Origin of the sequence: Pseudomonas sp. Z3-6, from assembly GCF_051131985.1 — a bacterium.
Taxonomy (GTDB): Bacteria; Pseudomonadota; Gammaproteobacteria; order Pseudomonadales; family Pseudomonadaceae; genus Aquipseudomonas; species Aquipseudomonas zanjanensis.
This window is the reverse complement of sequence record NZ_CP071644.1, coordinates 4058299-4078027: the sequence shown is the minus strand read 5'-3', so window position 1 is coordinate 4078027 and position 19729 is coordinate 4058299. Positions and strand designations below refer to the sequence as shown.

Below are 19729 nucleotides of genomic sequence, written 5' to 3'. Positions count from 1 at the left end.
AGCGGGAGCAAGCTCCCTCGCCACAGGGGCGCGACAGGCTCATCTATCCCAGGACGTTGGGCACCCGGTACAGCCCTGCATATTCGCATCCTGGAAATTCCCATAATGCTGGCGAGAACCGCTCAAGTTGGCCTGTTCCAGGTTGCTTTCGCCGAGCTTGGCTTCTTGCAGGTTGGCGTCGCGCAGGTTGGCGCCCTTGAGGTCGGCCTTGCTCAGCCAGGCCATTTCCAGGTCCGCGGCTTGCAGATTGGCCTCGTGCAGGCGGGCACCGGACAGGCGAGCGAATTGCAGGTAGGCCGCCGTCAGGTCGGCACGCTGGAACTGCGCGCCCTGGGCGAACAGGCCCCAACCCTGGATCGCCTTGAGCGTGGCACCGCTGAAGTCCGCCAGGCGCAGGTTGCTTTGTTGCAGGCTGGCACGGGTCAGGTTGGCGCCTTGTAGCTGGGCTTTCTCAAGGTTGGCCAAGTCCAGCCGCGCGTGCCGCAGGTCGGCATCGCGCAGGTCGGCGCCGCTGAGGTTCATCTTGCGCAGGTCCTGGTTCGCCAGTTGTGCGCCGCGCAGGTTGGCGCCGGGGCATTGGCTGGATTCGGCGATGATGCAGCCGTTGATGGCCAGTGGGGTGTTGGGGTCGTCGGCATGGGCAAAGGTGCCGATGAACAGAAGCAGCAGTGGCAATGATTTCATGGCATGAACTCGGGCAAGTGTGGGAGCGGGCTTGCTCGCGAAGGCGTAGTGCCAGTCAATATCAATGCTGGTTGAACCACCGCTTTCGCGAGCAAGCCCGCTCCCACAGGGGATGGGGTACAGGTCAGGGTTATTTCTGCGCCGTCGCCTTATCCCAACTCGGGATCTTGAATACCCAGAACGACCCGCCCTGGGCCACGGGCTTGGTCAGTTCGGCCATGTCGCCGCCCCACAGCGGCACGGCGCCGCCGTAGCCGACGGTCACGCCGATGAACTGCTCGCCGTCCTGCTCCCAGGTGATGGGCGGGGAGACGATGCCGCTGCCGGTCTGGAATTTCCACAGTTCCTTGCCGGTCTTCGCGTCGAAGGCCTTGAAGAAGCCGTCGCCGGTGCCCGTGAACACCAGGTTGCCCTTGGTCGCCAGCACGCCGGCCCACAGCGGTAGCGGTTCCTTGTGTTCCCAGACCACTTTGCCGGTGGTGGGGTTCATCGCTCGCAGGCTGCCGACGTGATCGTCGTACATGCGCTTGATGCGAAAGCCCATGCCCAGGTAGGCCGAGCCTTTCTTGTAGTTCACTTCCTCGGTCCAGTACTCCTCCTTCCACTGGTTGCCGGGGACGTAGAACAGGCCGGTGTCCTGGCTGTAGGCCATGGGGTTCCAGTTCTTGCCGCCGAGGAAGGGCGGCGAGACTTCCACCGGCTTGCCCTTGGTTTCACCCGGCAATGGCTTGGCCGGGCGCTGGCCAGGGTTTTCCACCGGGCGGCCGGTCTTCAGGTCGATGTGGCTGGCCCAGGTGATGTTGTCGACGAAGGGGAACGCGTTCTGCAGCTTGCCGTTGTTGCGATCCACCACGTAGAAGAAACCGTTGCGGTCGGCGTGGGCGGTGGCCTTGACCACCTTGCCGTCCTTGTCCTTGTAGTCGAACAGCACCAGCTCGTTGTTGCCGGAGAAATCCCAGGCGTCGTTGGGCGTGTGTTGGTAGAACCACTTCACCTCGCCGGTGCTTGGGTCGACGCCGACCTGGCCGGAGGTGTAGAGGCTGTCGTAATCATGGGGGTTGCCGTCCTTGGACGTGCGCGCCCAGGTGTTCCATGGGCCGGGGTTGCCCGCGCCGACGATGATGGTGTTGGTCTCGGGATCGAAACTGGCGCTCTGCCAAGGTGCGCCGCCGCCATGGCTCCAGGCCTCGACCTTGCCGGTCTCGGTGGTCTTGTCGTCGGGCCAGGAGGGCGCCTTGACGTCGCCGGTCGGCGTGCTGTCCTTGCCGTTGAGGCGGCCCATGTGACCTTCGACGAACGGGCGCATCCAGACTTCCTCACCCGTGTCCGGGTCGCGGGCGAACAATTGCCCGACCACACCGAACTCATCACCGGAACTGCCGTGGATCAGCAGGACCTTGCCGCTGGTCTTGTCCTTGATCAGCACCGGGGCGCCGGTCATGGTGTAGCCGCCGGCGTGATCACCGAACTTCTTGTTCCACACCACTTTGCCGGTGTTCTTATCCAGGGCGACCACGCGCGCATCCAGGGTGCCGAAGTAGATCTTGTCGCCATAGATGGCCGCACCCCGATTGACCACGTCGCAGCACGGACGAATGTTGTCCGGCAGCCGGTGGTTGTAGGTCCACAGGCGCTTGCCGGTCTTGGCGTCGAGGGCGAACACCCGCGAGTACGAACCGGTGACGTACACCACGCCGTCGCTGACGATGGCCTGGGATTCCTGGCCGCGCTGCTTCTCGTCGCCGAATGAGTAGGACCAGGCCGGGGTAAGCTTGAACACGTTCTTGTCGTTGACCTGGGCCAGCGGGCTCCAGCGCTGGGCGTTGGTGCCCATGCCGTATTGCAACACGTCCTGGGTGGTCAGGTGGTCGTTGGCGATGTCTTCCCAACTGACCCCTGGCGCCGCGGCGCTGGCCAAGGGGCTTAGCGACAGACTGCCGGCCAGCAGCAAGGCAACCGTCAGGGAGGAGAGGGCGGGTAGCGTTTTTATTCTCATGGTGGCAGTTCCCAGTGAAAGGTTTTGGCCTGACTAGGTTGGGTCGTGCCGGGGTCTGCCGATACGGAAAAAGTCCCGCCTTTGCCGGGAAGATTTCCCAAACCGCCTGTCTTTGCGACTTGCGTCGGATGGCCTGCTACCAAGGAACTAGACCTCGGCCACCAAAGCAGCATTCGGCCGGCGGCACAGGGTTCCTAAGATGACGGCACGGCCTCTGCCAAGAGGTCTTGCGTGCAATCCAGAGGGCATAACAATGACAACAAAACGCAACGCCATCATCGCTACCGCATTATTGATGGGGCTGACCGGCGCAGGCTCCGCATGGGCCCATGGCAACGTAGTGCCCCAAGCAGTGGAAACCAAGGGATTGACCCCGATCAAGGATACCAACTTGCCGTTGGACGCCGATGGGTGGGCTGCCCAGAACCCGTATCGCAATGCTCCCGAGCGTGAAAAAGCCGTGGAGATCGGCGCCTCGGCCTACAACCAGAACTGCGCGGCCTGCCATGGCCTGGAGGCCAAGTCCGGCGGGATCGCCCCGGACCTGCGCATGCTCGACGCCGCCGAAGCCGGCGATGAGTGGTTCGTCGAACGCGTGCGCCACGGTGCGGTGCGCGACGGCCGGGTCTACATGCCGAAGATGGCCGATTACCTGAGCCAGGAGGCCCTGTGGGCGGTGCGCACTTACCTCGACAGCGTGCACGTCGAGGAGTGATCGCCATGCGCCTGTTCGCGTGGGTGATGTGCAGCGTGCTGCTGTGTGGCCAGGCGGTGCAGGCGCAGGTGCGCAGCTACGATCAGATGATCGCCGCCGGGGAGTTGAAGGTGGCGGTCTACAAGGATTTCGCGCCCTACAGTTTTGAGGATCAGGGCCAGCCCCGGGGTGTCGATGTTGAATTGGCGCAAGCCTTGGCCAAGGCCATGGGCGTGCGTCTGAAACTGATGTGGGCACCGCCCGGCGAGAAGCTCGACGACGATCTGCGCGATTACATCTGGCGCAGCAGCCCGCTGCACGACCGGCAACTGGCCGACTTGATGATGCGGGTGCCATACGATCACGACTACGTGCAAAGGCGCAACGACATTGGGGAACTGGAAAACGCCCAGGTGGTGATGTTCGGTCCCTATCAGCAGGAATGCTGGCAGGTGGCGTATGACCGTCGCCGGCTGGAGTCGGTGGGCAGTGTCGCCGTGTTCCAGCAACACTCCATCGGGGTGGAGGTCGACAGTGTGCCGTCGTTCTACCTGACCTCGGTGTTCAACGGCATGCTCAGCGCCAAGACTCGCCATTACCCCAGCGTCGCCAAGGCCTTCGGGGCCATGCAGGCCGGAGAGGTCGACGCCGTCATGGCCATGCGCGGGGAAGTTGACTGGCAGGTGCATGAGGCGGCCGATCGGCAGTTGGCGCTGGCGGAGAACGCCTATCCGAACATGGGCAAGCAACGCTGGGAAATCGGCATGGCGGTGCACGAAAGCAACCGTCAGTTGGCCTACGCGGTGGAAGAGGCGCTGGAAGGCTTGATCCGCGACGGCAGCCTCAAGGCGATGTATGCCCGCTATGGCCTGCGCTACGACGTACCCGAAATGTACCAATAGGAGCGCAGGGATGAACTGGCGAGCGTATGGCCTGCTGTTAGGGTGCCTGCCGTGGCTGGCGATGGCGGTCGAGCCGGGGAAGGATCCGGTGCCGTCGGTGATGTGGGCCTTTTATCACAAGCAGTTGCTGGGGGAGGCGCCGTTCGTGTTCGACGACCGAGTGCGGCTGCTGGCGCCACCGTTTGCCGAAGATGCGCGCCAGGTGCCACTGGAAATCGATGCCCGGGCCTTTGCCGGCGACGTCGTACGGGTGCTGGCCTGGGCCGAGCTGAACCCCTTGCCGAAAATCGTCGACTTCCAACCCGGGGAGCGGGTGCTGCCTTGGCTGTCGGTCCGTATTCGCATCGAGCAAGCCACGCCGTTGCGCGCCGCCGTGCAGACCCGCGATGGCCTGTGGCACGTCGGTTCGACCCTGATCGATGCAGCCGGTGGCGGCTGCACTGCCCCCAGCGTGGTGCGCACCCAGCCGGGCTGGGAGGAACACTTGGGCGAGGTACTGGGCGGCCGTTATCCGCGAGGGGATTCGAGTCGCCTGCGCCTGCAAGTCAACCATCCAATGGACAACGGCCTGGTGAGCGGCATCCCGGAGTTTTTCCTCAACCAGGCGCAACTGCTGGACGCCGACGGTCAGGTGTTGGCGCGCCTGGAGCTGTTCCCGGCGGTCAGCGAAAACCCCAACCTGGGCTTCGATATCCAAGGCCCGGGACAGACCCGCCTGGTGCTGCGCGACAACAGCGGCAACGCGTTCGAGGCGGCCATTCCCTGACCAGAAGGAGCGCGCCATGCGCTGGCTGTTACTGCTCTGTCTTGGCCTGTGCCTGCCGGCATGGTCCGCCACCGATTATTCACTCAAGCCCCGGCAGATCGCCGCAGGCACCTGGTTGCTGGAAGGCAGCACCGAGAATTTTGCCAAGGCCAACGGCGGCAACATCGTCAATACGGCGTTCATCGTCACCGAGGCCGGCGTGGTGGTGATCGACACCGGGCCGTCGAAACGCTACGGCGAGGCGCTGCGCCAGGCCATTGCCGCGACCACCGACAAGCCGGTCATCCAGGTCTTGCTGACCCATCATCACCCTGACCACGTATTGGGCAACCAGGCGTTCAGCGACGTGCCTATCGGTGCCTTGGCGGGCACCACCGACCTGCTGCGACAACAGGGTGATGCGCTGGCGGAGAACATGTACCGGCTGGTGGGCGACTGGATGCGCGGCACCGAGGTGGTACTGCCAACCCAAGTGCTGGCGGCCGAGACGCTGACGGTGGGCGATCATTCGTTGCGTCTGCTGGCATTGGCCGGGCACACCGGCGCGGACCTGGCGATCCTGGATGAAACCACTGGCGTGTTGTTCGCCGGCGACCTGGTGTTCTACGAACGGGCCCTGACCACCCCCAACAGCCCCGGTCTGGAAGTCTGGCTCAAGGACCTGGACACCCTGCAGGCCTTGCCCTGGAAGCAGATTGTGCCTGGTCACGGCCCGGTCGCGCGTGACACCCAGCCTTTTGCGCAGATGCGTGATTACCTGGGCTGGCTCGACCAACTGATGCGCGATGGTGCTACCCGAGGCGACGACATGGCCGAGATGATCCGCAGCCCCATTCCCGAGCGCTTTGCCGGGATCAGCTTGAGTCGGTATGAGTTGATTCGTAGCGTCAGTCATCTCTATCCGCGTTATGAGCGGGCGGGGATGAAGCGAGTGGATACCCATGATCCCGACTGAACACATACCCCTGTGGCGAGGGAGCTTGCTCCCGCTGGGCTGCGCAGCAGCCCCCTGTCGGTCAACCTGGCTATCAATGTTGGCTGGGCTATTTTTGGGGCCGCTGCGCGCCCCAGCGGGAGCAAGCTCCCTCGCCACGGGGGGAGGCACCGGCAAAGAAGTTGGATGCGACGGCGCCTCATGTATACCAAGGAACTAGAAAACTCAACACAGCGGGCAATTGTTGGCGAGGGCCCCGAGCCCAAGAATCTGTGGCAGACCGGGAAAATTTCCCGGGTATAACAATAACCGCAGAGGTAGCCGTCATGACTCATCCCGCACGTCGCCAACCCTTCGCCGTGAGCCTGCTGCTCAGTGCCATGCTGCTGTCAGGTTCGGCCTTGGCCGCCGTGACCGATCAGGAAATTCTCCAGGACCCGAAGAACCCGCAGCAGGTCGTGACCAACGGCCTGGGCGTCCAGGGCCATCGCTACAGCCCGCTCGACAGCCTCAATGTCAATAACATCAAGGATTTGCGACCGGTCTGGGCGTTCTCCTTCGGTGGCGAAAAGCAGCGCGGCCAGCAGGCCCAGCCGATGATCAAGGACGGGGTGATGTACCTTACCGGTTCCTATTCGCGGGTGTTCGCGGTGGATGCGCGCACCGGCAAGAAACTGTGGCAGTACGATGCGCGCCTGCCCGATGACATCCGCCCTTGCTGCGACGTGATCAACCGCGGCGTGGCGCTGTATGGCGACCTGGTGTTCTTCGGCACCCTCGACGCCAAGCTGGTGGCCTTGAACAAGGACACCGGCAAAGTGGTGTGGAGCAAGAAGGTGGCCGACCACAAGGAAGGTTATTCCATCAGCGCCGCGCCCATGGTGGTGAACGGCAAGCTGATCACCGGTGTGGCCGGTGGCGAGTTCGGCGTGGTCGGCCAGATCAGTGCCTACGATCCGAAGAATGGCGAGCTGCTGTGGACCCGCCCGACGGTGGAAGGCCACATGGGTTACGTCTACAAGGATGGCAAGGCGGTCGAGAACGGTATCTCCGGTGGCGAGGCGGGCAAGACCTGGCCGGGCGATCTTTGGAAAACCGGCGGCGCGGCGCCTTGGCTGGGCGGCTACTACGACCCGGAAACCAACCTGCTGCTGTTCGGCACCGGCAACCCGGCCCCTTGGAATTCCCACCTGCGACCTGGCGACAACCTCTATTCGTCGTCGCGACTGGCCCTGAACCCGGACGACGGCACCATCAAGTGGCATTTCCAGAGTACGCCCCACGACGGCTGGGACTATGACGGCGTCAATGAACTGATTTCGTTCAACTACAAGGAAGGCGGCAAGGACATCAAGGCGGCAGCGACTGCTGACCGTAACGGCTTCTTCTACGTGCTCGACCGCACCAACGGCAAGTTCATCCGCGGCTTCCCGTTTGTCGACAAGATCACCTGGGCCACTGGCTTGGACAAGGACGGGCGGCCGATCTATAACGAGGCCAGCCGTCCGGGCGCGCCGGGCAGCGAAGCCAAGGGCAGTTCGGTGTTCGTCGCCCCGGCCTTCCTCGGTGCGAAAAACTGGATGCCCATGGCCTACAACCAGGACACCGGCCTGTTCTACGTGCCGTCCAACGAATGGGGCATGGACATCTGGAACGAAGGCATCGCCTACAAGAAAGGCGCGGCGTTCCTCGGGGCCGGGTTCACCATCAAGCCGCTGAACGAGGATTACATCGGCGTGCTGCGGGCCATCGACCCCAAGACCGGCAAGGAAGTCTGGCGCCACAAGAACTTCGCGCCGCTGTGGGGCGGGGTCCTGACCACCAAGGGCAACCTGGTGTTCACCGGCACGCCTGAAGGGTTCCTGCAGGCGTTCAACGCCAAGACCGGGGAAAAGGTCTGGGAATTCCAGACCGGCTCCGGCGTGCTTGGCTCGCCCATCACTTGGGAAATGGACGGTGAGCAATACGTCTCCGTGGTTTCCGGCTGGGGCGGTGCGGTGCCGCTGTGGGGCGGCGAGGTGGCCAAGCGCGTGAAGGACTTCAACCAGGGCGGCATGCTCTGGACCTTCAAGTTGCCGAAAGAGCTTGTCGCCAAGCGCTAAAACCTGCCAGGACCCGTGGCGAGGGAGCTTGCTCCCGCTGGAGTGCGAAGCGCTCCCGATTCTTGGCGACTGCTTCGCAGCCGAGCGGGAGCAAGCTCCCTCGCCACAAGGGCCTGCGCTGGCCTTGAACTTGCGCCAATCGCTTGAAACCTACGACCAAATAACGAGAGAGCCCCCTGCCAATGACGCATTCGTCCACGGCACGGGGCTCTCTACCATCGGCCTATCGCCTGTCCCGTGACAGGCATCGACCAGGCAGAGGCCCCATCATGATCTACGCACAACCCGGAACCCCAGGCGCCGTCGTTTCCTTCAAACCGCGCTATGGCAATTTCATCGGCGGCGAATTCGTCGCGCCGGTCAACGGCGAGTACTTCACCAACACGTCCCCGGTCAACGGCGAAGTCATTGCCCAATTCCCACGCTCCAACGCCGCCGACATCGACAAGGCACTGGATGCCGCCCATGCCGCCGCCGACGCCTGGGGCAAGACCTCGGTGCAGGACCGCTCGCGGGTGTTGCTGAAAATCGCCGACCGCATCGAGCAGAACCTGGAAATCCTCGCCGTCAGCGAGACCTGGGACAACGGCAAGGCCGTGCGCGAAACCCTCAATGCCGACGTGCCGCTGGCGGCCGACCATTTCCGGTACTTCGCTGGCTGCATCCGCGCCCAAGAGGGTGGGGCGGCCGAGATCAACGAATTGACCACGGCCTATCATTTCCACGAGCCGCTGGGCGTGGTCGGGCAGATCATCCCGTGGAACTTCCCGCTGCTGATGGCCGCCTGGAAACTCGCCCCGGCCCTGGCCGCTGGTAACTGCATCGTACTCAAGCCGGCCGAACAGACGCCGCTGTCGATCATGGTCTTCGCGGAACTGATCGCCGACCTGCTGCCACCCGGGGTGTTGAACATCGTCCATGGTTTCGGCCGCGAAGCCGGTGAAGCCCTGGCCACCAGCAAGCGCATCGCCAAGATCGCCTTCACCGGCTCCACCCCGGTGGGCTCGCACATCATGAAGTGCGCCGCCGAGAACATCATCCCGTCCACCGTGGAACTGGGCGGCAAGTCGCCAAACATCTTCTTCGAAGACATCATGCAAGCCGAGCCGGCCTTTATCGAAAAGGCGGCTGAAGGCCTGGTGCTGGCGTTTTTCAACCAGGGCGAAGTCTGCACCTGCCCATCGCGCGCCTTGGTGCAAGAGTCGATCTACGTGCCGTTCATGGCCGAGGTGATGAAAAAGATCGCCAAGATCAAGCGCGGCAACCCGCTGGACACCGAGACCATGGTCGGCGCCCAGGCGTCCGAGCAGCAATTCGACAAGATCCTGTCGTACCTTGACATTGCCCAGCAAGAAGGCGCCGAGCTGCTCACCGGCGGCGCTGCCGAGCGACTCGAGGGGGATTTGTCGAGCGGCTATTACATCCAGCCAACCCTGCTCAAGGGCCACAACAAAATGCGCGTGTTCCAAGAGGAAATCTTCGGCCCGGTGGTGGGCGTGACCACCTTCAAGGACGAAGCCGAAGCCCTGGCCATCGCCAACGACACCGAGTTTGGCCTCGGCGCCGGCCTGTGGACCCGCGACATCAACCGCGCCTACCGCATGGGCCGGGCGATCAAGGCCGGTCGCGTGTGGACCAACTGCTACCACCTGTACCCGGCCCATGCCGCGTTCGGTGGCTACAAGAAGTCCGGCGTGGGTCGTGAAACCCATAAGATGATGCTCGACCACTACCAGCAGACCAAGAACCTGCTGGTGAGCTATGACATCAATCCGCTGGGGTTCTTCTAACCCTGGGAGATAACAAGGCAGTTGCAGGGACCCTGTGGCGAGGGAGCTTGCTCCCGCTGGGCCGCGAAGCGGCCCTTTCCTTGATGCACATATTGATTGTGTGGCTGCTATTTTTGGGGCTGCTGCGCAGCCCAGCGGGAGCAAGCTCCCTCGCCACAAGTGCTCGCTGCTCCAGTAGTACCAACGCACCCCACCCACCGCTTCGAAAGTAGCATTCGAGCCCCAGGCGTGGCGTGCATTAATGACCTTGCCGGAATCGCCCGGTACAAGAAGAGGAAAGACCCATGTGGACTAAACCCGCGTACACCGACCTGCGTATCGGCTTTGAAGTGACGATGTACTTCGCCAACCGATGAGTGCCGGCCCGGCCTGAGGCGTTCAGGCCGGGCTACCCCATTGGTCTGATTGCAATCACGGTGGGATGCTTTAGGCTCAAGGTATTCCAGACAATAACAACAGGCTTACCGATGAGCCACGTCACTGAAAAGATGAGCCTCAGCCCGCTGCGCAAGTTCGTGTCCCCTGAAATCATGTTCGGTGCCGGTTGTCGGCACAATGTCGGCAACTACGCCAAGACCTTCGGCGCGCGCAAAGTGCTGATCGTCACCGATCCCGGGGTCATCGCCGCCGGTTGGGTGGCGGACGTCGAAGCCAGCCTCCAGGCCCAAGGTATCGATTACTGCATCTACAGCGCGGTCTCGCCCAATCCCCGGGTCGAGGAAGTGATGCTCGGCGCTGACCTGTACCGGGAAAACCATTGCGATGTCATCGTCGCGGTGGGTGGTGGCAGCCCGATGGATTGCGGCAAAGGCATCGGCATTGTCGTCGCCCACGGCCGCAACATCCTCGAGTTCGAAGGCGTCGATACCCTGCACGTGCCCAGCCCGCCACTGATCTTGATTCCCACCACGGCGGGGACGTCGGCGGACGTGTCGCAGTTCGTGATCATCTCCAACCAGCAAGAACGCATGAAGTTTTCCATCGTCAGCAAGGCGGCGGTGCCGGACGTGTCGTTGATCGACCCGGAAACCACCCTGAGCATGGACCCGTTCCTGTCCGCCTGTACCGGCATCGACGCCCTGGTGCATGCCATCGAGGCCTTCGTGTCCACCGGCCACGGTCCGTTGACCGACCCCCATGCGCTGGAAGCCATGCGCCTGATCAACAACCACCTGGTGCAGATGATCGCCAACCCGGCGGACGTCGCCCTGCGGGAAAAAATCATGTTGGGCAGCATGCAGGCCGGGTTGGCGTTCTCCAACGCGATCCTCGGGGCGGTGCATGCGATGTCCCACAGCCTGGGCGGTTTCCTCGACTTGCCCCATGGCTTGTGCAACGCGGTACTGGTGGAGCATGTGGTGGCGTTCAACTACAACTCGGCACCGGAGCGTTTCAAGGTGATTGCCGAGACCCTGGGCATCGATTGCCGGGGGCTCAATCACCGGCAGATCCGCGGCCGGCTGGTGGAGCACCTGATTGCCCTCAAGCGCACCATCGGTTTCCACGAGACCCTGGGCCTGCACGGTGTCAGCACTTCGGACATTCCGTTCCTGTCGCAACATGCGATGCACGACCCGTGCATCCTCACCAACCCTCGGGAGTCGAGCCAGCGGGATGTCGAGGTCGTCTATGGCGAAGCCCTCTGACGAGCAGCAAAAAGCCCTGGCCGGGCTGCTGGGACTGGGCAATCACTCGACGCGCAAGAGTCACTACCCGGAACTGACGGCCCGTCTCGATGAGCTGGAGCAGGCCCGCCGACACCTGCAACAACTCAATGACCAACTCGAGCAACGGGTGGCCGAGCGCACCGATGCGTTGCTGGAAGCCAACCACAACCTGCAGCAGCAGATTGCCCAGCGCGAGCAGATAGAGCAGCAATTGCGCGATGCCCGGGATGTCGCCCAGGCCGCCAACCGCAGCAAGGACAAGTACCTGGCCGCCGCCAGCCATGATCTGTTGCAGCCCCTCAACGCGGCCCGCCTGCTGATCGCCACCTTGCGTGAACGCCAGTTGCCTGCCGCCGAGCACGTGCTGGTGGAACGCACTCAGCAAGCGCTCGAAGGGGCCGAAGACCTGCTCACTGACCTGCTGGACATTTCCCGGCTCGACCAGGCCGCCGTCAAGCCCGACCTGGCGCCGTATCGGCTGGATGAGTTGCTGGGGCCGCTGGTGTCGGAGTTTCAATCGGTGGCCGGTGCCGCCGGGTTGGAGCTGCGGGTACGTTTTGGCGACGAAGCGGTGCTGACCGACCTGCGATTGATCAGCCGTATCCTGCGCAACCTGCTGAGCAATGCCTGCCGCTACACCAACCAGGGCGGCATTCTCCTGGCGGCCCGACGCCGGGGAGGGCGCCTGAGCCTGGAAGTCTGGGACACGGGACGGGGCATTGCCGCCGATTGCCTGGAGTCGATTTTCCTCGAGTTCAACCAACTGGACGTCGGCCGGGCGGCGGATCGCAAAGGCGTGGGCCTGGGGTTGGCGATCGTCGAACGCATCGCCCATATCCTCGGTTACCGAGTACAGGTGCGTTCGCGCCCGGGACGGGGTTCGGTGTTCAGCATCGAGGTGCCGCTGTCCAGTGAAAAACCGCAACCCGTGTCCCAGGCCCCGGCCCAGGCGGTCGTCGGCAACCCACTGCCGGGGCGGCGTTTGTTGGTGATCGACAACGAACTGAGCATCTTGCAAAGCATGGCCGCGCTGTTGGGGCAATGGGGTTGCGAGGTGTTGACCGCCACCGACGAGGCGGGCGCCCTTGACGTGCTGCAAAACCGCGCGCCGGAGTTGATCCTGGCGGATTTTCACCTGGATCATGGGGTCGTCGGCTGTGAAGTGGTCAAGCACCTGCGTGAGCATTTCCACCAGGCAATCCCGGCGGTCATCATCACCGCCGACCGCAGCGACCAGTGCCGCCGCGCCCTGCGCAAGCTGGATGCTCCGCTGCTCAACAAACCGGTCAAGCCTGGCAAGTTGCGGGCGGTGTTGAGTCAGATCCTCGGATAGGTTGGCGCTGTAGGAGTTGCGTAGGAGCTGTCGAGTGCAACGAGGCTGCGATCTTTTGATTCATCCGCTTGAAACTCAAGCGGCCAGGGCAAGATCGCAGCCTCGTTGCACTCGTCAGCTCCTACACGGGTCACGCACAGTTCCTACGCGAATGGTTACCAGGGCTATTAAAATGCCGTCATTTGGTCGGCGTTTTTGCCAAGAATGTAAAAATGCGCTTCGGTCTGTTTATTTCCTTATGTAAACTCCCCCCGCTGCGACAATCGGGCACGGCCACGCCAGGCCCGATGAACACCGTTTGCAGCGTCCCTCACCCAGCTGAAGCCAAGACCTACAAGAAGTCAGCGCCGGAGAGACATAAACGAGAGGCCGACGAATATGCTCGGCCCTGTAGGTCCATCCTCCAGTCCGTCTCGATCCATCCCCCAGCATTGCTGGCCGTGGATGTGATCTATCCTTGATCAGGACCGGTGGACGGAATGGCGTTCATCCTAGGGATACACACATGTTGAAGAAAACACACACGGCGCTACTGGGCCTGGCGATGGCGATGGGTCTTGCGACCACGCACGCCGCCGAGCCAAAAAAAGTGGATGTCTTGCTCATTGGTGGGGGCATCATGAGCTCGACTCTCGGCGTCTGGCTCAATGAGCTGGAGCCGGGCTGGACCATGGAAATGGTCGAGCGCCTGGACGGTGTTGCCGAAGAGAGTTCCAACGGTTGGAACAATGCCGGTACTGGTCACTCTGCACTGGCCGAGCTGAACTACACGCCGGAAGACAAGAATGGCAAGGTCGAGATCGTCAAGGCCATCGAGATCAACGAAGCGTTCCAGATCTCCCGTCAGTTCTGGTCCTGGCAGGTCAAGAACGGTGTGCTGAAGAACCCGCGCTCGTTCATTAACTCCACGCCGCACATGAGCTTCGTCTGGGGTGATGACAACATCGCGTTCCTGAAGAAGCGCTACGAAGCGCTCCAGGCCAGCCCGTTGTTCGCCGGCATGCAGTATTCCGAAGACCCTGCACAGATCAGCAAGTGGGTTCCGCTGATGATGCAAGGGCGTGACCCTAGCCAGAAAGTCGCGGCCACCTGGAGCCCGTTGGGTACTGACGTGAATTTCGGCGAAATCACCCGCCAGTTCGCGACTTACCTGCAAACCAAGCCGAACTTCTCCCTCAAGCTGTCCAGCGAAGTGGAAGAAATCACCCGCAACGAAGACGGCACCTGGCGCGTTTCGTACACGAACCTGAAAGACGGTACCGAAACCGAGACCGACGCCAAGTTCGTGTTCATCGGTGCTGGTGGCGGTGCGTTGCACCTGCTGCAGAAGTCCGACATCCCGGAAGCGCGTGAATACGCCGGTTTCCCAGTAGGTGGTTCGTTCCTGGTCACCGAAAACCCGACCGTCGCCCAACTGCACCTGGCGAAGGCGTATGGCAAGGCTTCGGTGGGCGCACCGCCGATGTCGGTTCCGCATTTGGACACCCGTGTGCTCGATGGCAAGCGGGTGATCCTGTTTGGCCCGTTCGCAACGTTCTCCACCAAGTTCCTGAAGAACGGTTCGTACTTCGACCTGCTGACCAGCACCACCACCCACAACGTGTGGCCGATGACCAAGGTCGGTATCGAACAGTACCCACTGGTCGAATACCTGGCCGGCCAGCTGATGCTGTCGGATGAAGACCGCTTCAACGCTTTGAAAGAGTACTTCCCGGACGCCAAGCAAGAAGACTGGCGCCTGTGGCAGGCCGGCCAGCGCGTGCAGATCATCAAGCGTGACGAAGAGAAGGGCGGCGTGCTGAAACTCGGCACCGAAGTGGTCGCGTCCCAGGACGGCAGCATCGCCGGCCTGCTGGGCGCCTCCCCAGGCGCCTCGACTGCCGCACCGATCATGCTGACCGTGCTTGAGAAGGTCTTCAAGGACAAGGTCGCCAGCCCGGCCTGGCAGGAAAAATTGCGCCAGATCGTGCCGAGCTACGGCACCAAGCTCAACGATAGCCCTGAGCGCGTAGCCCAGGAATGGGCGTACACCAGCGAAGTCCTGCAACTGGACACACCGCCGGTGATTGGCAAGCCTGGCGCCCCCGTGGCACCGGCCAAGCCGGGCGCCGCCCCGCAAGCCAACCCAGCGGCTGACATGGCGCTGTAAGCCGGACGCTGTCTGAAGTCGTACTAAAAACGCCGCTCAAATGAGCGGCGTTTTTATATTGGGCGCTCGGTTAACCCCTAATGTGGGAGCGGGCGTGCTCGCGATATCGGCGGGCCCGCCAACATCAATGCCCGATCTGCGAAAGGTCTGCCCCATCCTCTGCGCACACCTGTCGAAACCGCGCGTCAAAATCCTCCGCCAACTGCGCCAGGGTAATTGCTCCCAAACGCTTGAGCAGCAACGCCTGGGCCTCATCGAACGCATCCGTCAGCGCGCCGTTCACCGCCTGTTCCACCAGGCATTGCGGATGATCCGTGGACAGGCCAATGGCAAAGATCGACGTGCTGCCCAAGGCCTGGTGGATGTCCAGCAAGGTCATCTCCGACAGCGGCTTGCTCAAGGTCCAGCCGCCACGATGGCCTTTTTCCGACGTGACATACCCCTGTTCCTTGAGCAGCGCCATGGTCCGGCGCACCACCACCGGGTTGGTGCCCAGCATTTGCGCGAGGGTGTCGGACGTGGCCGATTGCTGGTGGCGATCCATGTGGATCAAAACGTGGAGCATGCGGGACAGGCGGGTGTCGGTTCTCATGAGCGTTGCAGCGTTCCGTGGCGAAGACCGGCCTGAGTATCGCCTGTAATTGCAAAAGTTACGAGATCGTTGACAGGCGCTTTTCAAGGAACTTACGATGTGTCGAGACTTCATCAATTCCGCCGGACCACCCAGGAGATTGATCATGCACTACGACGTCATCATCGCAGGCGGCAGCTACGCCGGGATGTCCGCAGCCCTTCAATTGGCCCGTGCCCGCCGCAAAGTGCTGGTCATCGATGCCGGCCAGCGGCGCAACCGGTTCGCGGCCAGCGCCCATGGTTTTCTCGGCCAGGATGGCCGCGCGCCCGGGGACATCGCCGAAGAGGCCCGCCGCCAGCTGTTGGCCTACCCAACGGTGGAATGGGTATCGGGTACCGCGAGCAAGGCCAGCCAGGAGGCGGGTGGCTTCATCGTGGAGAGCCATGACGGGCAACGCTACAGCACCCAGCGGCTGTTGTTGGCCTCCGGGGTCATCGATGAGTTGCCCGACGTGGAAGGGCTGGCGCAGCGCTGGGGCAAAAGCGTCTTCCATTGTCCGTATTGCCACGGCTATGAACTGGAACAAGGTCCCATCGGGGTGTTGGCGACCTCGCCGATGTCGCTCCACCATGCCTTGATGCTGCCTGATTGGGGGCCGACGACATTCTTCACCAATGGCGTGTTCGAGCCCGACCTTGAGCAACAGGACAGCCTGGCCCGACGCGGCGTAACCCTGGTGCCGGAGCGTGTCGAACGTATTGAAGGCGACCGGGCCGACGTGGTGCTGGCGGACGGACGGGTGATCGCCATTGACGGCTTGTTTGTCTTGCCACGCATCCAGGTGGCCGGTTCACTCGCGGCGTCCTTGGGCTGTGCTTTTGAAGACGGCCCGCTCGGGGCGTTCATCCAGGCCGACCCGATGACGCGTGCAACCAGCGTCCCGGGTGTTTATGTCTGTGGCGATGCGGCGATGCCGTTCGGGTCAGTCGCGTTGGCGGTCGGCGATGGGGTGAGGGCGGGCTCCGGGGTGCATCGTTCGCTGATCTTCGATGCGCATTGAAGCCGGCCCTTGAGCGTTATACCTGTACCGCGCCGGTTGCCACGGCAAAGGCAAGCATCACCAGGCTGACGCCCCAGGCCCAGAAGAACGTATAGGTGATGTGCTTGCGCAGCTCCACCCCGGACAACGCCAGTGCTAGATAGACGCTGGGCACCACCGGGCTGATGGAAAAGCCGGTGTTCTCCCCGATCAGCATGGCCCGGGCCACGGCTTCGAGAGGAACACCCGCGGCGGCGGCCACGTCCTTGATCACCGGAAGCAGGGCGAAATAATAGGCGTCCGGTGAAAAGATCATGCCCAGGGGCACGCCGAAGAAACCGACGATCACATGCAGGTATTGGGCGGATCCCGCCGGCAGGATATCGATCAGTGCCAAGGCCATCCCGTCGGACATCTTCGCACCGGAGAGCACGCCCAACAGGACGGCAGCGGCCATCATCACCAGGACCATTTGCAGCGCGTCGGCCGCATGGGCCTTGAGGCGTTCGGCCTGGGCGTCCAGGGACGGGAAGTTCAAGGGCAGGGCGATGCCCAGTCCCACCATGAAACAGGCGTACAGGGGGAAAATACCGGTGAACAGGCACACCAGGATCCCAGCGGTCAGCGCCACGTTCAGCCAGTAGCGCAGCTCTCGGGGCGAGAGGCTGAATTCCCGGTCCTGGGGTTGCAGGCCGTCGAGGTCGCACGTCGCCGCCGCCCCGAGGGACATCGGTTGGCGACGCTGGGCGCGTAGGCCCAATACGGTCGCGACCAGCAGCATGCACGCCAGGCCCACCATCTGCACCGGCAGCAATCCTAGCCACAACTGCGTGGCATCCAGCCCCGACACCGCGGCGGCCCGTGCGGTCGTGCCGCCCCAAGGGACCATATTGATGACACCGGCGGTAGTGCCGACCAGGCACAACAGCATCGCTGGGCTCATGTTCAGGCGTTTGTACAAGGGCAGCAGGGCCGGGATGGTCAGCAAGAACGTGGCGGCGCCGACGCCGTCGAGGTGAACCACCGACGTCACCAATACCGTTACCAACGCCACGGCCAACGGCTTGCCGCCCGTGCTGCGGATCAGCAGATTGACCAACGGATCGAACAGTCCGCGGTCACGCATGATGCCGAAAAACAGGATGGCGAACAGAAACAGTGCGGCGGTCGGGGCCACTGTAATCAGGCCGGCCTTGATGAACTCGCCGATCTGTCCGAGATTGAAACCGGCCAGCAGGCAAACGACCACGGGAAGGGTGGTGAACGCCACGACCGGACTGATCCTGCGCAGCAATATCAAGCCGATGATGGCGAACATCATCAGGAAACCCAGGGTTGTAATCATGTTGCAGCCTCTCTTTTTATTGTTGTCGGATGGTGCGCGGGCGGTGGCTCGGTCAGCCTTGCGGGCCAGGCAAACGCAAGGCCAGCAGCAGGTAACTCAGGCTTTTGCCGTGGCGGTCAAGACCGCAACTGCGGTTCACCCCACCCTCCAGGGCGTCCTCAAGTACGAAATTCAATGCGTTCAGGTTCGGCAGCTCATAGCGATGCACCTTGGTGGGCTGGCGCGTCTCGAATTGCTCGGCCACCCGGGCGCAGGTCAGTTCCCGTAGCAGCCAGGGGTAGTGGGCAGGATCGTTGGGAAACAGGGCGATGCTGAGAATATTGCCTTTGTCGCCGGCACGGGCATGGGCATAGTCAGCGAGGGTGACCAGGTTCATCAATACCACTCCAGGGTTGTGTGGATTTCATTTCGCGGCAGCAGGAAGCTGCGAGTGGTGACGGTCTCGGCGAGGTGCCGGCGCACGCCACCGCCGCCCGCGGGCCCGTTGGTATAGAGCGACTCAACCTCTGCCAGCAGCGCTTCCACCAGCAATCGGTCGGTGTGGGTCAAGCCGATGCGCACGCGCACATCCTCCAGGGAAGGCGCCTGGGCCAGTTGCTTTTGCAGATAACGACCGCCGTGGTCGTTGAAAAGGCTGGCAACCCCGGACAGGTCGATCCAGGGCTGTATTCCCGGTGCCAATTGGTCAAAACGTTGCAGCAGGATCTCCCGCGCCAGCGCGGCACGCGCCACGGCACCGGGGCCTGCGTAGGAGATTTCCGCCTCGCCGAACCACAGGCCGCGCACCCCCGCCAGGCCCTTGAGCGTGTAGGGACGTGGATGACCAAGCAGGCCACTGATCTCGACACGGTCCCCACCCAAATCCTGGACGCGGGCCTGGCCCAGGTCCAGCACCACGTCCGGCGTGAGATAGCGTCGAGGGTCATGTACTTCGTAGAGGAGTTGTTCCTTGACGGTCTGTTCGCTGACCCGGCCACCGCTGTTGCGAGTCTTGCCGATGATCAGGCGGCCGTCCTGGTGGACCTCGGCTATCGGACAGCCGAGGTTGGCCGGGTCCGGAATGTCCTTCATCCCAGGATGGGCAAAGTAGCCGCCAGTGACCTGGGTGCAACATTCCAGCAGATGCCCGGCCGTGGTGGCGACGGCCATTTTCTGCCAATCGTCAGCCGCCCAACCCAGCCCATGGCGGATCGCCCCCACCGCCAGCGACGGATCCGCGACCCGACCACACAGCACGATGCCGGCGCCCTCGGCCAACGCCTGGGCGATACCGTCGGCCCCGGTGTAGACGTTCACCGAAACGGGGTGCTCCAAGGGGGCCGATGACAACCATCGTTCGTAGCGGGGCGGCGTTTCTTCCAACAGGTCATCGCCCAGTACACAGGCGATTTTCAGTCCAGGGAAGCGACCCGCCAACCCGTGTCTCAGTCGTCGCGCGGCCGCTCGGGGATTGGCGGCGCCGCCGTTGGTGATGATCGGGATGCCGGCCTCGATGCACAGGTCGAGCATGGGTTCGAGGAAGTCGAACAGGCGGGCGGAGTAGCCTGTCTCTGGATCAAGTCGTTTGCGTAGCTGGGCCTCGGCCAGGGTCCGCTCAGCCAGTAGCTCCAGCATGATGTAGCGCTGGCCGTTGCGTTGCGCCAGGTCCTGGGCCAGGCGCAGGGCGGCGTCGGGTCGATCATTGGCGAAACCGGCGCCACACCCGACGAGAATTGTTTTTGTCATGTCCGAGTTCCACTGAAGGGTGACTCCAT

At 62.9% G+C, this 19729-nt stretch carries 17 protein-coding genes; 11 read left to right on the top strand and 6 right to left on the bottom strand.

Features of this window, described 5'->3' with window-relative positions; translation table 11 throughout:
• Window positions 1–39: 39 nt before the first annotated feature.
• Window positions 40–684, bottom strand: coding sequence for a pentapeptide repeat-containing protein (locus tag J3P88_RS18045; protein WP_434570716.1), 645 nt, complete (start codon window positions 682–684; stop codon window positions 40–42).
• A 130-nt stretch (window positions 685–814) separates the two neighbouring features.
• A complete protein-coding gene (exaA, locus tag J3P88_RS18040; protein ID WP_186707613.1) occupies window positions 815–2680 on the bottom strand; it encodes a quinoprotein ethanol dehydrogenase in 1866 nt (621 codons plus the stop codon).
• Window positions 2681–2933: 253 nt separating this feature from the next.
• On the opposite strand from exaA, the gene pedF reads away from it, so the two are divergent.
• The 10 genes from pedF (at window position 2934) to mqo (ending at window position 15017) form a co-directional block, all read left to right on the top strand.
• Entirely contained in the window at window positions 2934–3395 is a 462-nt protein-coding gene (gene pedF, locus J3P88_RS18035; protein ID WP_207967210.1) for a cytochrome c-550 PedF, read from the top strand.
• A 5-nt stretch (window positions 3396–3400) separates the two neighbouring features.
• Window positions 3401–4276, top strand: a complete 876-nt coding sequence (locus tag J3P88_RS18030; RefSeq protein WP_434570713.1) for a substrate-binding periplasmic protein — start codon at window positions 3401–3403, stop codon at window positions 4274–4276.
• Between the two features lie 10 nt (window positions 4277–4286).
• Entirely contained in the window at window positions 4287–5042 is a 756-nt protein-coding gene (locus J3P88_RS18025; RefSeq protein ID WP_186707616.1) for a quinoprotein dehydrogenase-associated SoxYZ-like carrier, read from the top strand.
• A gap of 16 nt (window positions 5043–5058) precedes the next feature.
• A complete protein-coding gene (locus J3P88_RS18020; RefSeq protein WP_434570711.1) occupies window positions 5059–5997 on the top strand; it encodes a quinoprotein relay system zinc metallohydrolase 1 in 939 nt (312 codons plus the stop codon).
• A gap of 305 nt (window positions 5998–6302) precedes the next feature.
• On the top strand, window positions 6303–8078 hold the full coding sequence (locus J3P88_RS18015; protein WP_434570709.1) for a PQQ-dependent methanol/ethanol family dehydrogenase: 1776 nt from the start codon (window positions 6303–6305) through the stop codon (window positions 8076–8078).
• Window positions 8079–8347: 269 nt separating this feature from the next.
• Window positions 8348–9868, top strand: a complete 1521-nt coding sequence (gene exaC / locus J3P88_RS18010) for an acetaldehyde dehydrogenase ExaC (RefSeq protein ID WP_434570708.1) — start codon at window positions 8348–8350, stop codon at window positions 9866–9868.
• Between the two features lie 284 nt (window positions 9869–10152).
• Window positions 10153–10224, top strand: coding sequence for a pyrroloquinoline quinone precursor peptide PqqA (gene pqqA, locus J3P88_RS18005; protein ID WP_003243383.1), 72 nt, complete (start codon window positions 10153–10155; stop codon window positions 10222–10224).
• 132 nt (window positions 10225–10356) lie between these two features.
• Complete coding sequence (gene ercA, locus J3P88_RS18000; RefSeq protein ID WP_186707672.1) at window positions 10357–11514, top strand: alcohol dehydrogenase-like regulatory protein ErcA; 1158 nt, start codon at window positions 10357–10359, stop codon at window positions 11512–11514.
• A complete protein-coding gene (locus J3P88_RS17995) occupies window positions 11498–12868 on the top strand; it encodes a NahK/ErcS family hybrid sensor histidine kinase/response regulator (protein WP_434570706.1) in 1371 nt (456 codons plus the stop codon). The genes ercA and J3P88_RS17995 overlap by 17 nt, the downstream gene beginning before the upstream one ends.
• Window positions 12869–13373: 505 nt before the next feature.
• Complete coding sequence (mqo, locus tag J3P88_RS17990) at window positions 13374–15017, top strand: malate dehydrogenase (quinone) (RefSeq protein ID WP_434570704.1); 1644 nt, start codon at window positions 13374–13376, stop codon at window positions 15015–15017.
• A 124-nt stretch (window positions 15018–15141) separates the two neighbouring features.
• Here mqo and J3P88_RS17985 read toward each other — a convergent pair whose 3' ends face one another.
• The gene (locus tag J3P88_RS17985) at window positions 15142–15609 is read right to left on the bottom strand and encodes an Rrf2 family transcriptional regulator (protein WP_186707622.1); all 468 of its coding nucleotides are present in this window, start codon (window positions 15607–15609) and stop codon (window positions 15142–15144) included.
• A gap of 145 nt (window positions 15610–15754) precedes the next feature.
• Here J3P88_RS17985 and J3P88_RS17980 point away from each other — a divergent pair, with 145 nt between their 5' ends.
• Window positions 15755–16651, top strand: a complete 897-nt coding sequence (locus J3P88_RS17980; protein ID WP_434570702.1) for an NAD(P)/FAD-dependent oxidoreductase — start codon at window positions 15755–15757, stop codon at window positions 16649–16651.
• A gap of 16 nt (window positions 16652–16667) precedes the next feature.
• Here the strand turns inward: J3P88_RS17980 and J3P88_RS17975 are convergent, their stop codons facing one another.
• From J3P88_RS17975 to J3P88_RS17965, 3 genes are read right to left on the bottom strand one after another with little or no spacing between them, the layout of a single operon-like run.
• A complete protein-coding gene (locus J3P88_RS17975) occupies window positions 16668–17975 on the bottom strand; it encodes a CitMHS family transporter (protein ID WP_186707624.1) in 1308 nt (435 codons plus the stop codon).
• A gap of 52 nt (window positions 17976–18027) precedes the next feature.
• The gene (locus J3P88_RS17970; RefSeq protein ID WP_434570700.1) at window positions 18028–18351 is read right to left on the bottom strand and encodes an AtuA-related protein; all 324 of its coding nucleotides are present in this window, start codon (window positions 18349–18351) and stop codon (window positions 18028–18030) included.
• Complete coding sequence (locus tag J3P88_RS17965; RefSeq protein WP_434570699.1) at window positions 18351–19700, bottom strand: acyclic terpene utilization AtuA family protein; 1350 nt, start codon at window positions 19698–19700, stop codon at window positions 18351–18353. The genes J3P88_RS17970 and J3P88_RS17965 overlap by 1 nt, the downstream gene beginning before the upstream one ends.
• Between the last annotated feature and the right edge of the window lie 29 nt (window positions 19701–19729).

Coding starts and splice junctions, on each gene's coding strand:
- J3P88_RS18045 (WP_434570716.1), bottom strand. CDS start 684: ATGAAATCATTGCCACTGCTGCTTCTGTTCATCGGCACCTTTGCCCAT.
- exaA (WP_186707613.1), bottom strand. CDS start 2,680: ATGAGAATAAAAACGCTACCCGCCCTCTCCTCCCTGACGGTTGCCTTG.
- pedF (WP_207967210.1), top strand. CDS start 2,934: ATGACAACAAAACGCAACGCCATCATCGCTACCGCATTATTGATGGGG.
- J3P88_RS18030 (WP_434570713.1), top strand. CDS start 3,401: ATGCGCCTGTTCGCGTGGGTGATGTGCAGCGTGCTGCTGTGTGGCCAG.
- J3P88_RS18025 (WP_186707616.1), top strand. CDS start 4,287: ATGAACTGGCGAGCGTATGGCCTGCTGTTAGGGTGCCTGCCGTGGCTG.
- J3P88_RS18020 (WP_434570711.1), top strand. CDS start 5,059: ATGCGCTGGCTGTTACTGCTCTGTCTTGGCCTGTGCCTGCCGGCATGG.
- J3P88_RS18015 (WP_434570709.1), top strand. CDS start 6,303: ATGACTCATCCCGCACGTCGCCAACCCTTCGCCGTGAGCCTGCTGCTC.
- exaC (WP_434570708.1), top strand. CDS start 8,348: ATGATCTACGCACAACCCGGAACCCCAGGCGCCGTCGTTTCCTTCAAA.
- ercA (WP_186707672.1), top strand. CDS start 10,357: ATGAGCCTCAGCCCGCTGCGCAAGTTCGTGTCCCCTGAAATCATGTTC.
- J3P88_RS17995 (WP_434570706.1), top strand. CDS start 11,498: ATGGCGAAGCCCTCTGACGAGCAGCAAAAAGCCCTGGCCGGGCTGCTG.
- mqo (WP_434570704.1), top strand. CDS start 13,374: ATGTTGAAGAAAACACACACGGCGCTACTGGGCCTGGCGATGGCGATG.
- J3P88_RS17985 (WP_186707622.1), bottom strand. CDS start 15,609: ATGAGAACCGACACCCGCCTGTCCCGCATGCTCCACGTTTTGATCCAC.
- J3P88_RS17980 (WP_434570702.1), top strand. CDS start 15,755: ATGCACTACGACGTCATCATCGCAGGCGGCAGCTACGCCGGGATGTCC.
- J3P88_RS17975 (WP_186707624.1), bottom strand. CDS start 17,975: ATGATTACAACCCTGGGTTTCCTGATGATGTTCGCCATCATCGGCTTG.
- J3P88_RS17970 (WP_434570700.1), bottom strand. CDS start 18,351: ATGAACCTGGTCACCCTCGCTGACTATGCCCATGCCCGTGCCGGCGAC.
- J3P88_RS17965 (WP_434570699.1), bottom strand. CDS start 19,700: ATGACAAAAACAATTCTCGTCGGGTGTGGCGCCGGTTTCGCCAATGAT.